The sequence below is a fragment of the Peribacillus deserti genome (genome assembly GCF_016909175.1).
Taxonomy (GTDB): domain Bacteria; phylum Bacillota; class Bacilli; order Bacillales; family DSM-1321; genus Paraperibacillus; species Paraperibacillus deserti.
In genome coordinates, this window is sequence record NZ_JAFBFI010000036.1 from 1 (window position 1) to 15380 (window position 15380).

At 42.7% G+C, this 15380-nt stretch carries 13 protein-coding genes; 1 reads left to right on the forward strand and 12 read right to left on the reverse strand.

Translation table 11 applies throughout. The features are described from left to right. Positions 1 to 92: 92 nt before the first annotated feature. The 12 genes from ymfI to JOC77_RS20400 form a co-directional block, all read right to left on the reverse strand. Complete coding sequence (gene ymfI, locus JOC77_RS20345) at positions 93 to 818, reverse strand: elongation factor P 5-aminopentanone reductase (protein WP_204548142.1); 726 nt, start codon at positions 816 to 818, stop codon at positions 93 to 95. A gap of 115 nt (positions 819 to 933) precedes the next feature. After that, the gene (gene yfmH / locus JOC77_RS20350) at positions 934 to 2220 is read right to left on the reverse strand and encodes an EF-P 5-aminopentanol modification-associated protein YfmH (protein WP_204548145.1); all 1287 of its coding nucleotides are present in this window, start codon (positions 2218 to 2220) and stop codon (positions 934 to 936) included. A gap of 1 nt (position 2221) precedes the next feature. Continuing rightward, positions 2222 to 3499: an EF-P 5-aminopentanol modification-associated protein YfmF gene (gene yfmF / locus JOC77_RS20355; protein WP_204548148.1), complete on the reverse strand. Its 1278-nt coding sequence runs from the start codon at positions 3497 to 3499 to the stop codon at positions 2222 to 2224. 201 nt (positions 3500 to 3700) lie between these two features. Further along, complete coding sequence (locus JOC77_RS20360; RefSeq protein ID WP_239558961.1) at positions 3701 to 4621, reverse strand: ABC transporter permease; 921 nt, start codon at positions 4619 to 4621, stop codon at positions 3701 to 3703. A gap of 39 nt (positions 4622 to 4660) precedes the next feature. Next, a complete protein-coding gene (locus JOC77_RS20365) occupies positions 4661 to 5707 on the reverse strand; it encodes an ABC transporter permease (RefSeq protein ID WP_204548154.1) in 1047 nt (348 codons plus the stop codon). Next, complete coding sequence (locus JOC77_RS20370) at positions 5700 to 7238, reverse strand: ABC transporter ATP-binding protein (protein WP_204548157.1); 1539 nt, start codon at positions 7236 to 7238, stop codon at positions 5700 to 5702. The genes JOC77_RS20365 and JOC77_RS20370 overlap by 8 nt, the downstream gene beginning before the upstream one ends. Before the next feature lie 207 nt (positions 7239 to 7445). Next, entirely contained in the window at positions 7446 to 8507 is a 1062-nt protein-coding gene (locus tag JOC77_RS20375) for a BMP family lipoprotein (RefSeq protein WP_204548172.1), read from the reverse strand. Positions 8508 to 8570: 63 nt separating this feature from the next. Further along, on the reverse strand, positions 8571 to 9296 hold the full coding sequence (locus JOC77_RS20380) for a GntR family transcriptional regulator (protein ID WP_204548175.1): 726 nt from the start codon (positions 9294 to 9296) through the stop codon (positions 8571 to 8573). 306 nt (positions 9297 to 9602) lie between these two features. Continuing rightward, positions 9603 to 11966, reverse strand: coding sequence for a DNA translocase FtsK (locus JOC77_RS20385; protein ID WP_204548178.1), 2364 nt, complete (start codon positions 11964 to 11966; stop codon positions 9603 to 9605). A gap of 246 nt (positions 11967 to 12212) precedes the next feature. Then, positions 12213 to 12440 (reverse strand): YlzJ-like family protein, encoded by a 228-nt coding sequence (locus tag JOC77_RS20390; protein ID WP_204548181.1) that lies wholly within the window; start codon positions 12438 to 12440, stop codon positions 12213 to 12215. Then, on the reverse strand, positions 12437 to 13183 hold the full coding sequence (locus tag JOC77_RS20395) for a ClpP family protease (RefSeq protein WP_377336151.1): 747 nt from the start codon (positions 13181 to 13183) through the stop codon (positions 12437 to 12439). Before JOC77_RS20395 ends, JOC77_RS20390 begins: the two co-directional genes overlap by 4 nt. Positions 13184 to 13329: 146 nt before the next feature. Further along, the gene (locus JOC77_RS20400; protein WP_204548187.1) at positions 13330 to 14988 is read right to left on the reverse strand and encodes a ribonuclease J; all 1659 of its coding nucleotides are present in this window, start codon (positions 14986 to 14988) and stop codon (positions 13330 to 13332) included. 140 nt (positions 14989 to 15128) lie between these two features. On the opposite strand from JOC77_RS20400, the gene JOC77_RS20405 reads away from it, so the two are divergent. Then, positions 15129 to 15317, forward strand: coding sequence for a hypothetical protein (locus JOC77_RS20405; protein WP_204548190.1), 189 nt, complete (start codon positions 15129 to 15131; stop codon positions 15315 to 15317). Positions 15318 to 15380: the final 63 nt, after the last annotated feature.

Consider the following 15380-nt stretch of genomic DNA (forward strand, 5'->3'; position numbering starts at 1 on the left):
GTCTGCTTTTCAGTAAGCGACGTACATAAACGGGAAGGCTTCATCATAGTGAACATATAAGTCTCATTTGAAAAGCACCGTCCTCCGCTTTTCTATGTATACCATCCCCCATTTACTCCTATTATTTGCCCTGTTATGTAGGATGCTTTTTCTGACAGGAGGAATGCGGTGGTTTCGGCTATTTCATGCGGTAGTCCCATTCGTCCCATGGGGATCTCTGCCTGCAGGTGCTGAAGGTCTTCTGGGCTGAATTCTTCCATCATGGGGGTGGAGATGGCGCCGGGTGCTATGCCGTTTACGCGGATGCGGGATGGTGCGAGCTCTTTGCTGAGTGCTTTTACGAAGGCGTTTTGGGCTCCTTTTACCATGGAATAGAGGACTTCATAGGATGCGCCTGTTTGTCCCCATATCGAGGTGATGGCGACGATGGATGCATGCTTTTTGTTCATGAGTTTGGGCAAGAGCATTTTTCCGATAAGAAAAGGGCTGGTCACATGCAGCTGGACCATTGCTTCTACAAGCTCTTCTTCCATATCGGTTATAAGTCCGTAGGCACTGCTGCCGCTGTTTAGCACAATGGCATCCAGGGAAAAGATGTTCTCTGCAAGCTTACGGTATCCGTCCTTAGAGGATAAATCCGCTTGAATTGGAATCAATTCTACATTGGAGGAAGCTAGTTCAGACATCATCTCCATGATTGCTTGTTCGTTTTTATTATAATGCAGATATAGGGAATAGCCGTCTGCTGCCAGTTTTTGAGCAATGGAGCGTCCTATTCCTCCGCTTGCACCTGTGATTAACACATATTTTTGTTCCATTTTTAATGTTCCCCCTAAATCCGATCCTTATTGTCTAACTTTACCCATGCAGAAATGTTAAAGTCAATGTATGAAAGCGAAAAAAAGAAGCCGTGAGCGGGCTTCTTTCAGCAGGCTATTTCGGGACTACCTGGCAGACCGTCATCCGGCTATCGTCGATAAGTCTTTGAGCCGTGTTTTTGATATCATCAAATGTGATTTGTTCGAGAACCGGCAGTACATCGAATAAATTCATTTCGTTGAAAGCATATCTGGTAAATTGGTTTGCTATGTACTCAGGGGAATTTAATGCTCTGAGAAAAGCGCCAATTTTTTTCTTTTTTGTGCGGCTGAGAGCGTCTTCGTTTAAGCCTTCTCCGTTTCGCGCAGCAAGAAGATAACCTCTCAATTTCTCTTCTAATTGATCCGGATTATTCGTATCGCCGCCGATCATCGCAAACCCAAATCCGAATTCCTGGGTATAATCGAAAGAGAAAGTCTGGTCGATCAACCCTTCGTTATACAGCTCTTCATAGGTTTTGGTGCTTTTGCCGAATAGCATATCTAACAGAACATTGACAGCCAATTCGTTTTTCAGCATGTCGCTGCCGGATTGATCGGTATCAATCGCCTTAATTCCGACAAGGCATTTTGAAGTCTGCACATTCATTTTGAGCACTTTTCTCTTTTCCGCAACCTGGGCTGGCTCCTCAGGGAAACTGCGCTCAATTTCCGGCTGGTCTTTATAGTCTTTCCGAGATTGATTTTCTTTTATCTGATTCATGGTTTTTTCAACATCCACAGGACCTACCACGAACAGAAGCATGTTGCTTGGATGGTAGAATGTTTCATAGCACTTATACAGCAACTGATCTGTAATTTCCGCAATGGACGGAATTGTTCCGGCTATATCTATCTTAACCGGGTGGCTTTTATACATATTTTCGATCAGTCCAAAATACAGGCGCCAGTCTGGGTTATCATCATACATATCGATTTCCTGTCCGATGATTCCCTTTTCCTTTTCAACCGTCTTTTCTGTAAAATATGGATCCTGTACAAAATCGATAAGAGTCTCAAGATTTTTCTCCACATCAGACGTGGATGAGAACAAATACGCTGTTCTTGTGAAGGAAGTAAAGGCATTTGCAGATGCGCCCTGTTTACTGAATTGCTGAAACACATCGCCGTCCTCTTTTTCGAACAGCTTATGCTCCAGGAAATGAGCGATTCCATCCGGAACCTGAATCTTTTCATCCTTATTTAGCGGCTTAAAATGATTATCAATCGATCCATACTTGGTCGTAAATGTTGCATACGTCTTATTAAACCCTTTTTTAGGCAGAACATATACACTCAGGCCATTATCAAGCTTTTCATAATATAGTTCTTCATCCAGCTGGGCAAACGGTATTTTCTCCATGTTATTGTCCCTCCATTCCGGTCAAGAAGTAAATCGTATCCAGTTCAATCTCCTTGGCTGCTTCTACAATTTCGCCGTGCGTAATTGCGTCGGTTTTCTCCAGCCACTCGTCCATTTCTACGGGAACCCCAGAAACTACACCATGGTAAAGAATCTCTACCAAACCGCGGGCGATATCAATCGTTTCAAGCATTTGATTGCGGATTACCGCTTTTGTCTGCGAAATTTCGTCCTCCGTAAAGTCACCGTTTTTCATCGCTTCCATCTGCTCTTTGATGATCGTAACCGCCTGGTCGTAATTTTTGTTTTCTATTCCTGACATGACCATCAGGAGGCCTTTATGGCTTTCAACCCGTGCTGATGCGTAATAGGCAAGGCTTGCTTTTTCCCGCACATTAATAAAAAGCTTTGAATGTGAAAAACCGCCAAAAATTCCGTTAAAAACCTGGAGAGCATAGTACTTGCTGTCACCATAGACAATGTTGGTGCGATAGCCGATATTCAGCTTCCCTTGCTTAATATCCTGTCTTTCAATCACTTCATTTACTTCTTTTATTTCTTTTTTCGCGGTTTCCCCTGCGGATTCAGGAGTTCGTTCCTGCAGCTTAAATAACTGCTCAGCCGCCTTTTCCACTTCACTTTCCTGTACATCTCCGATTACATAAAAATCAAGCTCATCCTGAGCCAGAGCCTGCTTGTAGTATTGATAAAGGGATTCAGGTGTGATGGCATCTATATCCTTAAGCTCGCCGTTGGGATCAAGTGCATATGGCTCGTTCTGGCACATTTCCTGTACCAGCCTGTTAGCCGAATAGCGCATTTTATCATCATGTGAAGATTGAATTCTTTGCTTTAATGTGCGCTTTTCATTATTAACTGTACTTTCATCAAACGAGTTATGGGAGGCATTCGGATTGAACAATACCTCTGCCAGAAGGCCCATTCCTTTTTCCAAAAGCGGAGCCGGATCTGTGAGGAATTTTTCATTGGCTATTTCCACGGTAAACGTAATAATATGATATTCGCCCTTTTTTGAAAGGTCCACATACAAACTGGCTCCATACAGATCATCCAAATGAGACCTTAAAACAGTTGTGGAGGGATAGTTTTTTGTATTGCTCTGCAGAACATAAGGGAAAAGAGACCTTAACGTTACTGTTTCCTTTTGCAGCGGAGCCTTCATTTTCCATACAAAGGTATTTGTTTTATATTTGCCGGTATTGACAATATGAAGTTTATAGCCTTGCTTTTGTTTGATCACTTCGTTGATTATAGCCAAAAGAATAGTCCTCCTTTTAAAGACCGATTAAAAATAATATCATTATCATAACCTATTTTTTCTCATTAAGACTATTTTAACCAATTTTTCTCATTCACTCTCATTATACACGTGAAATTATCCAGGCAGACCCTGAATGCTTTCTTTCCCGCAAAAAAGAAGCTCAAAACCTGAAAGGTTCTGAGCTTCTTCAAATAGTTATTATCTTTTTCCTTTTTCATAATGCAAACCGGAAGCTTTAGGTGCATCCGCTCTGCCGATAAATCCTGTTAACGCTAATATCGTCAGCACATAAGGAGCAATAAGCAGGTAAACGTTAGGAATTTCCTTAAAGAACGGAAGACCTGAACCTACAATACTCAAACTTTGCGCAAATCCAAAGAATAGAGCGGCACCCAGTGCACCAATCGGATGCCATTTACCGAAGATCATAGCAGCAAGTGCCATAAACCCTTGTCCGCTGATCGTGGTATGGCCAAAGTAGCCTGTAACTGTAAGAGCGAATACGGCACCGCCAAAACCGCCGAAGCCGCCTGAAATAAGAACACCGATATATCTCATTTTAGTTACATTGATTCCCATAGTATCTGCAGCCATTGGATGCTCGCCTACTGAACGAAGACGTAGTCCGAATGGAGTGTTAAATAATACATACCATGCCAGAACCGCCACAGCGATCGCAACATAGGAAGTATAATAAGCATCTGTAAAGAACAATGGACCTATAACAGGGATATCCTTTAATAGCGGGATATCCACTTTATGAAAGCCTTCAGCAACACGGTCTGTTTCCCCTTTATCATACATGATTTTTACAAGGAACAGGGAAAGACCTACTGCTAGAAAGTTCAAGGCCACACCGCTGACTGTATGATCCGCCTTAAATGTAATGGAAGCTACAGCATGTAAAATCGAAAAGATTACACCAGCTGCGATTGCGACCAGCAGGGACAGCCAAGGAGTCAACGCCCCAAATGTATCAGCGAAGGTTAAGTTAAACACAACGCTTGAAAATGCGCCGATCACCATTAAACCTTCCAGTCCTATATTAACAACTCCGGATCTTTCTGAATAGACGCCTCCAAGTGCTGTGAAAATAAGCGGTGCAGCAAGGAAGATCATTGAGGGAATGATAATTTGAAGAACCTGAAAGAAATCCACTTACTTCACCCCCTTCTTAGAATTTCGCGTCAATGCCCAGCGAATGATATAGCTTGAAGCGATAAAGAAAATGATAAGAGCGATAATTATATCGACCAGTTCAGTAGGAATACCTGTTTCCAGCGGCATATTCAGTGCTCCAACCTTCAAGCCCCCGAATAGAATGGCTGCCAGGATAATGCCTACCGCTGTATTTCCGCCAAGCAAAGCAACGGCGATTCCGTCAAAGCCGATTCCTGTAAAACCGCCCTTGATCGATGCGTATCCGAATGTTCCCAGCCCTTCCATAGCTCCGGCTGCTCCAGCAAATGCTCCTGAAATGACCATGGATAAAATAATATTGCGGTTAACGTTCATTCCCGCATATTCAGAGGCATGATGATTAAATCCGACAGATCTAAGCTCATAACCCCTTGTTGTTTTCTCGAGAATAAACCACATTAAAAATGCTCCAAACAAGGCAATCAAGATTCCCCAGTGAAGTCTTGAGTAATCACTCATAAGTTCCAGCATCGGCGATTTAAGCAAAGCAGATTGCGGCACGTCAGGCGTACGCTCAGCTCCTTTTGTTAAAACCGTACGAATAATATGGTTAACTACATGCAGGGCAATATAGTTCATCATGATGGTTACAATAACTTCATGAACCTTGAAGCGGGCTTTCAGGAAGCCTGGAATAAAGCCCCACATAGCTCCAGCAGCTACAGCTGCAAGAATAGCCAGCGGCAGATGAATAATTTTCGGAAGATCAAATGCGAGCCCCACCCAGACAGAAGCAAGCCAGCCAACGAGCACTTGACCTTCTACCCCGATATTGAATAGGCCTGTCCGGAAAGCAAAGGCAACCGCAAGTCCTGATAATATATAAGGAGTAAGCTGCCTGATTGTTTCACCGGCATAAAAAACTTCTCCAAACATGCCATAAAATAGTGCAGAGAAACCATCTACCGGGTTATAGCCCGTTATCATCATGATAATGGCCCCGGCAAGCAGCCCAAGAATAACCGCGATGATTGGTACGATGATATTTATTAATCTTTTAGACATTTGCTTCTTCACCTGCTTTCTTGCCTGCCGTACTGCCTGCCATTAATAACCCGAGCTCCTGTTCCGTCGTTTCCTTCGGATTCACAATGGCTACAATCTTTCCTTCATATATAACAGCAATTCTGTCACTTACGTTCATAACTTCGTCAAGCTCAAAGGATACAAGCAAAACACCTTTGCCCCTGTCCCGCTGTTCAATCAGCCGCTTATGAACAAACTCAATAGCACCTACATCTAATCCACGCGTCGGCTGAGCAGCTATCAATAAATCGGGATCACGGTCCACTTCACGGCCGATGATCGCCTTTTGCTGGTTCCCGCCTGATAAAGCCCGTGCAAGCGTGTATTCGGATGGAGTACGAACATCAAAATCCTTAATTAGTGTTCTAGCTTTCTCATAAATATTTTTATAGTTTAAGATCCCATTCTTAGAATACGGCTGCTGATTGTATGTCTGAAGCACCATATTTTCACCAATAGGGAAGTCGAGTACCAGGCCGTGTTTATGCCTGTCCTGTGGAATATGGCCTATTCCAGATCTCGTAATCTTTCTTGGGCTCATGTTCTGAATTTCTTTGCCATTAAGGGAGACTTTTCCAGATTCAGACTTTTTCAAGCCGGTGATTGCTTCAATCAGCTCGCTCTGGCCGTTCCCGTCAACTCCGGCGATTCCTACGATCTCACCTGCTTTTACATTCAGAGAAAGGCCGTTGACAGAAGCAACTCCTCTTGAATCCTTCACTACAAGATCCTGTATATCCAATACAGTTTCCTTAGGGTTCGCATCTTTTTTAACCGTCTTAAATACTACATCACGGCCTACCATAAGGCTCGCCAGTTCATTTGGGTTAGTTTCTGGTACATTTACTGTTCCTATGCCGACACCCTTGCGGATAACAGTAACCCTGTCACAAACATCCATAATTTCTTTAAGCTTATGAGTAATGAGAATAATAGATTTGCCTTCTTTTATCAGCGTTTTCATGATAGCAATTAGCTCTTTAATTTCCTGAGGTGTCAAAACAGCGGTAGGCTCATCAAAAATAAGGATTTCCGCACCGCGGTACAGCGTTTTCAAAATTTCGACACGCTGCTGCATGCCGACGGATATATCCGAAATTTTAGCGTTTGGGTCAACGCTCAGCCCATACTGTTCTGAAAGCTGCCTGACGCCCATAATAGCTTCCTTCATATTGATTTGTCCTGCTTTTGATGGTTCGCTGCCAAGAATAATGTTCTCGGTTACCGAAAATTTGTCTACCAGCATGAAATGCTGATGAACCATACCGATTCCTAACTTATTTGCAACATTAGGGTCTGTTATATTAACGCGGTTTCCGTTAACGCGAATTTCACCTTGTTCAGGCTGGTAAAGTCCAAACAGCACATTCATTAATGTGGACTTCCCTGCTCCATTTTCGCCAAGTAAAGCATGGATTTCTCCTTTTTTTACCTGTAGGGTGATGTTATCGTTCGCGACTATCCCTGGAAACTCTTTTCGGATATTCAGCATTTCAATAACGTAATCCATCCGGTTTTCATCTCCTTATGATCGAAGTAAAAAATTTATAAGTGACAACTTTCCTTGTACCTTTTATTTAAGTTAAAAGCCAAAGGAAAAACTGTAATAAAATTACAGTCTTTCATTTGATTTCTATGAGCCTTTGGCCAAAAATAAAGGAATAGAAGGCTGGCCTTGCCAGCCCTTTATTCCTGGTATGATAGAAGTATTAAAGTATTATTTAAAGTTTTTCAATTCTGCAGGAGTACTTGGAACTTTTACTTCTCCAGATTTAATTTTCGCAGTCCATTCTTCAACTGCTTTTAATACGTCATCAGAAAGATTATCTTTTGTTTCTGCAATTCCTACACCACTTTGGTCTAGACCGTATTCAATCTTCTCGCCGCCAGGGAAGTTGCCTTCTTTAGCTTTCTTGGCAACGTCTGCAACTGCTAAGTCAACACGTTTAACCATTGAAGTAAGAACTGCTTCTGGTGCAAGGTAAGCCTGGTCTTTATCTACACCGATTGCCCATACAGCTTTGTTAGGATCTTTTTGTTTTACTGAGTTTACTTCTTCAATCATACCTTCGCCGGTACCGCCAGCTGCGTGGAAAATAACATCTGCACCGGATTTAATCATAGAATCCGCTGTTGCACGGCCGTCTGCCGGCTTATCGAAGTTACCTGTGTATTTTTGAAGAACTTCAGCTTTTGGATTAACAGACATAACGCCTGCTTTAAATCCAGCTTCGAATTTTTCGATTAACGGCATCTGCACGCCGCCGATGAATCCAACTTTGTTAGATTTAGTTGTTAGACCAGCTACAACACCAACAAGGAATGATCCTTCATGCTCTTTAAAAGTTATGCTCGCAACGTTTGAATTTTCAACCACTTCATCTACGATTGCAAATTTAGTATCTTTACGCTGTTCAGAAACCTTTGTTACTGCATCCTTCATTAAGAAACCAATTCCGTATACAAGGTCAAAGTCTTGGCGAGCTAATGTATTAAGATTTGTTATATAGTCAGAATCTTGCTTTGATTGAAGGTAATGATACCCGTTTTTACCCTGTTTCAGGCCGTTGTCTTTACCAAATGCTGTTAAACCTTCCCAAGCAGATTGGTTAAACGATTTGTCTTCAACACCGCCGACATCTGTTACCATACCAACTGTGAACGCTTCCTTCTTACCGCCAACAGAACCGTTTGATTCTTCTTTCTTGCCACAAGCACCAAGCATAGTTCCAGCAGCCAATACAAGCGACAGTGCCAAACCAAATTTACGCTTTTTCAAGGATAATACCTCCCAAATTTTTGTGAATTAGTAGAAAATAAAGATATTTCAGGATCTACCGCTTCATACCCTCTTCCGGAGGACATGAAAGCTGAATTTATCAGCCTTGAAGTAGTTAACCGAAAAGAGGACCGGATTGTCCTGTCCGTCATAGTGCGTCTGTTTCAGTACAAGGAGAGCCGTTTCAGGGTCACAATTGAGAATCGGCGATATTTTTTCGTGATAACCGATCGGCTCAATATGTGCAATGGCGTATGTAATTGTAATTGAAGACTCCTGTTCAATCAGGGCTAATAGAGATTCCTCCCTGCGTGAAAGGTCAGGCTTCAGAATGCTTTCTGAAATTTTATCAATGCAATAAACAACAGGCTCTCCATTGGCTGTCCTGACACGCTCAATAACGGACATCTCATCATCTTTCCCAAGCGATAATTTTCGCTGGTCTTCCTCTGTCGGCTCCTGAGTATATGAATCTAGGAAAATAGTACCAGGATTCATGCCAGCATTCCTAATCATTCCAGTCACACTGTTAAGCTGTTCTATCCCTGATGTAAACAAAGGCTTGCCATTGACAAATGTCCCCACGCCATGGCGGCGGATGATTACGTTTTCCTCTTCAAGAATTCTCAGAGCTTCCCTAAGTGTTGCACGGCTTACTCCCAGCTGCTTCGCAAGATCGAATTCAGAAGGCAGTTTTTCTTTCTCTTTATAGACTCCTGCTTCAATATCTTGTTTAATTCTGTCGATAACTTGCAGATACAAGTGCCGATTATCCATCTTAATAGGCATAAACGTTCCTCCAAAGACATTGTCCTAGTCATCAGACCTCTGATTTCTATCTTTTCTACTAATCGAATATACTTTATCACTTTTTTTTGAATAAATAAATAGTTGAAATAAATTTGTTTATATGCTGTCGAATTATGCAGAAAATTTAGTAAACGCATAAAAAAAGAGGGGTTCCCCCCCTCTAAAGTAAAAATATATAAGCTCTGTTAAACTTGCCTGTTGAATGCAGCGAAGATTAACATAGTGCGAGAATAAAGAAACTTGAACTTATATAAATTGTCCAGCGCAAACAGCCCCGCGCTTTTTTTATGAAGAATGTGCTTCATTCTGATCTTTTGCTACTAATACCGTTCTTGGCTTGCTGCCTTCATATGGTCCAACAATTCCCCGTAATTCCATCTCATCAATCAATCTAGCGGCACGGGAGTATCCTACTCTAAAGCGTCTTTGAAGCATAGAGACAGATGCGGTCTGCATTTCGACAACCAGCTGTACGGCATCATCATACAAGTCATCATCCACTTCACCAGATGCTTCCGGGATTTCATCAGGGATCATTGCTTCATTGTACTGAGCTTTCTGCTGGGAAATCACATAATTTACGATCTCTTCCACTTCCTCATCAGATAGGAAGGCTCCCTGCACCCTGACCGGCTTAGAGGCTCCAACTGGCAGGAATAGCATATCCCCTCTTCCCAGCAGCTTTTCGGCGCCCCCCATGTCGAGAATGGTACGAGAATCGGTTTGGGAGGAAACACTAAATGCAATTCTCGAAGGGATGTTGGCCTTGATGACCCCAGTTATAACATCTACTGACGGCCTTTGGGTCGCTATAATTAAGTGAATTCCTGCGGCACGTGCCATCTGGGCCAGTCGGGTAATGGCATCTTCGACATCAGAAGAAGCGACCATCATTAAATCCGCGAGCTCATCCACAATTACAACAATATAAGGAAGCAGCGGCTGTTTACTCTCGCTCTCTGCATTATGCCTTTTGATGGATTCATTGTATCCTTCAATGTTGCGGGTTCCGCTATGGGAAAATAATTCATAGCGCCGCTCCATCTCCCCAACTACCTTTTTTAACGCCTGTGATGCTTTCTTAGCATCCGTTACTACAGGCGCCAGCAGATGGGGAATCCCGTTATAGACGTTCAGCTCGACCATTTTGGGGTCAATCATCATCATTTTAACTTCATGCGGCTTTGCTCTCATCAATATACTGGTTATAATTCCGTTAATACAAACAGATTTCCCGCTGCCTGTTGCTCCGGCAACCAGCAAGTGAGGCATTTTGTTTAACTCTGCAAGAACGGCGTCACCGCCAATATCCCTGCCCAGCCCGATCTGCAGTTTGGAGTCTGGTTTATTTTGCTCTTTCGAATCGATTACCTCGCGCAATGTAACCATGGCTACTTCGGTATTTGGAACCTCGATTCCAACTGCTGATTTCCCAGGAATAGGCGCTTCAATTCTAATGCCTTTGGCAGCAAGCGCGAGCGCTATATCATCCGCCAGACTCACAATTTTACTTACCTTTACTCCTACATCAGGATGAACTTCATATTTTGTAACCGCTGGACCGAGATGAACCTGTGTGACCTTCGCTTTTACACCAAAGCTTAGAAAGGTTTTCTCCAACTTAGCTGCATTAGCATGAATCAGCTTAAATTCTCCGCTCTGATCGGTTTTCTTAGGAACCGTTAAGAGAGACATCGGCGGAAGATTGTATTTTGCATTTTCCACCTCAGTAAAATTGATCGGCGGTGAAAGGTCTTCCTTGACTTCCTCTTTATCCTTTACGGCCCCTTTTGGAGCCGGCTTTTCTTCAGATTCTGCGGAAGCAGATTTTTTCAAATCATCCTCTGCATACGCCCTGCTGGCAAAATTAGAAATAATTCTTGGCTGTTCAGGCTCGGGCAGAGGTTCTGAATGAGTGGTAAGTGAAGGCGAAATTACTTCAGTAATATGTGAAGCTTCTCTCTCCGCTTCTGCTTCTTCCTGTCTGATTCTCCTTTTTTCGGCCCGCTCTCCATGCCAGGACTTCATGTCATCCATGAAGGCTCCCCACTGGGATCTTAAAAATTCAGCAATCCCCTGAATCAGCTTCCCAATGGTATCGCCGAGTGTTTTGCCTGTGATGAGAACGAATCCTATTATAATCAGCAAAAAGGCTATAATTTTAGTTCCTGCGCTGTCAAATAAGAAATAGCTTGACGCAAATAGAACCGCACCCACCATTCCCCCGCCTAAATCCCGGGTGCTGGCTTCTCCTTTAACCTCCATCCAAAAGAGTTCCCATGTATTAGAAATCACGCTGGGCTTTTTAAATGGACCTCCTTCTGACAGCAATTCAAATAAAGTAACATGACTGAGAAGGAGGATGGAAGCTGTGATAAAATAAACCCCCATCAGCTGCCGTTTAAAGAAAAAGGGCATTTTTCTCTTCCACATTAAATAAATACTCAGGACACAAAGCCCTATTAAAAATAATATGTACCATTCGCCCATAAAGAGACGAACCATCAATACCATGGCTCTGCCTACACTGCCCAGTCCTGCCATAGCAATGGCCGCTAATCCGAATAAGATAAGCCCTATTAGTTCGAACTTCAGCGTCTCTTTAAAGCCTTTCGACTTTTTTTTCGATCGTCTTTTTCTTTTTGCCATTTGCATCACCTTTACTTACTTATATCACCCTTGCCAGTTCCTGGCTCAGATATCCAAGCAATATTGTTCTTTCCTCTACTAATAAAGAAAACTCGGCGGTCGCCGAGCCTTTTCGCGGGCAAGGGCAGAACCGAAGTTTCGCCCTTATCACTTACACATTATTATTAGAAAGAAAGCAGCCTGATGGCTGCCTATGGATTATACTGCTAATTATATCATATTAATGCTGGGTTAGACGAGCTTTCATCATGCAAATTCCGACGGAGAATACCGAAGAATCGTGCCGGGCTGTACTTCAGGATCTAAAAAATGGTCAGGATCTGTACTTAAAATTCTCTCGACCATAAAGCTGAAAGGAGAATGACACTGGACCTGTAAGGAAATACCCCGATAATCAATTTCCATCATGATGGGCGGCTGTTCTGCTTCGTTATGAAATATTAATTCTTGTGGTACAGTGGTATAAATGATCATTGAATCATTCCGCCGTTCTCTCCGACAGCCCTTTTCGAAATTAATTCATTCAGCTTTTTCATTGCCTGCCCTATTCCGCCTACGGCATTGATTAAGCCAGACTCCACTGCTTCTGATCCTACAATATTTGTCCCAATGTCTCTTGTTAAATTCCCTCTTGCAAACATAAGCTCTTTGAACTTTTCTTCAGAGATATTAGAATGGCTGGTAACAAAATTTACTACCCGGTCCTGCATTTTATCCAAATACTCGAAGGATTGCGGCACATTTATGACTAACCCTGTCAGGCGTATAGGATGAATAGTCATTGTCGCCGTCTCGGCGATCAAGGAATAATCACAGGAAACAGCAATCGGAACGCCGATTGAGTGCCCGCCCCCAAGAACAATCGAAACGGTAGGTTTTGAAAGCGAAGCAAGCATTTCTGAGATTGCAAGGCCAGCTTCCACATCTCCGCCGACTGTATTTAATATAACCAGAAGCCCTTCTATGTTAGGGTTTTGTTCAATGGCGACAATTTGTGGGATCACATGTTCATATTTGGTTGTTTTATTTTGCGGAGGCAGCTGCATATGCCCTTCAATCTGCCCTACAATTGTTAAACAATGAATTTTTGAATCCTTTGACATCTGTGGAACATCGGTCTGGCCGAGCTGCTGGATCTTTTCTATCAAACTTGATGCATGTTTGCCAGTCTCCTGTTTTTCACCTTCAGCCGTCTTTTCTTCATTATTCATATCCATTTCCCCTTCACTATTAATATTAGGTAGTATGAACTTTTTTGTGTAAGTTCATTCCATAGAAGAGAATAATGGTGAACGGGACATCTAAAAGGCCAAAAGCAAAAAACCCCGCCGCATTTATTGTGGCAGGGGTTTTCGAGGAGCGGTTATCCTTCCATGATAATAGGAAGAATCATAGGCCTCCGTTTTGTTTTCTCATATAAATACTGATTTAAACCCTCTCTGATTTCTTGCTTTAAGCTCGCCCATTCAAAAGTGTCTTTTTTCTGGACAATCCCTCTTACAAGATGAGTGGCTTCTTCCATTAATTTTTCAGATTCTCTTACGTAAACAAATCCCCGGGAAATGATTTCAGGGCCGGCAGTAATTGCTTTACGGGCTTTATTTAAGCTGATTACCACAATTAAAATACCATCCTGGGAAAGCAGTCGCCGATCGCGCAGAACAATATTTCCAACATCTCCGACTCCGCTTCCATCAATTAATACATTTCCGGCAGGAACTTTGCCTGTTGTACTTATACTTTCACCTTGAATTTCAGCGACTTCACCTTTGTCAGGGATCAGAATTCTTTCCTTAGACAGTCCCCACTCACCGGCCAGCTTCGCATGGGCCTTAAGCATTCGGTACTCGCCGTGGACAGGAAGAAGGAACCTAGGTTTCATCAGGTTAAGCATCATTTTCAATTCTTCCTGGCTTCCGTGGCCTGGTACATTCACCACTTTGCGTCCTGATACCACTTCTGCTCCTGCCCGGTACACCATATCCATCGTTTTGTAGAGATTGATCTCTCCTCCCTTAATAGGGGGGGCTGCGATCAGTACGGTATCTCCTTCCTGGATATTAATCTGCTTGTGTGATTTTTTGGCCATTTTTTGCAAAGCTTCTATGGGCTCACCTTGTGAACCTGTCACAAGAACGACTACCTGATTATCCGGGTAATTTCCAATTTCTGAAATCGGAATGATGATATCCTCAGGTACATCCAGGTATCCATTGGATAACGCAATTTCATATACCCGCTGAAGGCTTTTGCCCACTACCGCGACTTTTTTTCCATTTTCAGATGCAGCGTTAAACACATGCTGAATCCGGTTAATATGCGATGCAAAACAGGCAACGATGATCCGTTTTTTCGCATTGTAAAAAACATCCGTCATTCCTTTTGCAGCGATTGCTTCAGAAGGGGTATATCCCGGCTTTTCGGCACCAGAGCTCACAGAAAGCAGAGCAGCCACACCTTTTTCGCCAATCGATGCCATTTTGCCAATCTCAGGCTGGTACAACCCTGAGGCAGCCTGGTCAAATTTAAAATCCCCCGTGTAGACTATGGCACCTTGAGGGGTATCAATGCAAATTCCCACGGAATCCGGGATGCTGTGATTTGTTTTAAAGAATGAAACTTCAGCTGCCGGGAATTGAAGAGTGGATGATGAATCAATTATTTCAAAATGAACTTCTTCTTTAAATTCATGTTCTCTTAAGTTTGCCTTTGCCAGTTCTACCGTCAGCTTCGTGCCGTAAACTGGCACTTTCAGCTGATTAAGTATATAAGGGAGTGCTCCAATATGGTCTTCATGACCATGAGTCAGGAAGATTCCCTGAATTCTATGTTTATTATCTAATAGGTAGGAAATATCAGGAATAACAACATCTATTCCATACATTCCAACCTCAGGATACATAAGGCCTGCATCTAATATGTAAATATCCTCGTCTACTTCTGCCAGATACATATTTTTCCCTGATTCTCCCTGGCCCCCGAGTGAAATAATTTTTATTTTATTTTCTGTTTTCAAATTCATGTCCTCCTATGGTGAGTGATCCCGTCCCATTTCCAATTGTTTTCATTATACATGAATCAAAAAACACGTGACAACAAATAGACTCTCTTTTTATAAATTTCATTAGAAAAGCGGAGAACGGTGCTTTTCACGCTAAAATCTTGTTGGTGCTGTTTGATGAACAATCAAGTCAAAGTATCCAATTCAGTGAAAAGCAGACACCTGGCAGGCATAAGACGAGCGGCAGCGAAAGGCCGCTCTTGCCTTTTGATGGCGAATGGCTTATGACCGAAGGTTTCAGTTCGCAGCTGGACAACAAGAAAAGCGGAGAACGGTGCTTTTCACGCTAAAATCTTGTTGGTGCTGTTTGATGAACAATCAAGTCAAAGTATCCAATTCAGTGAAAAGCAGAC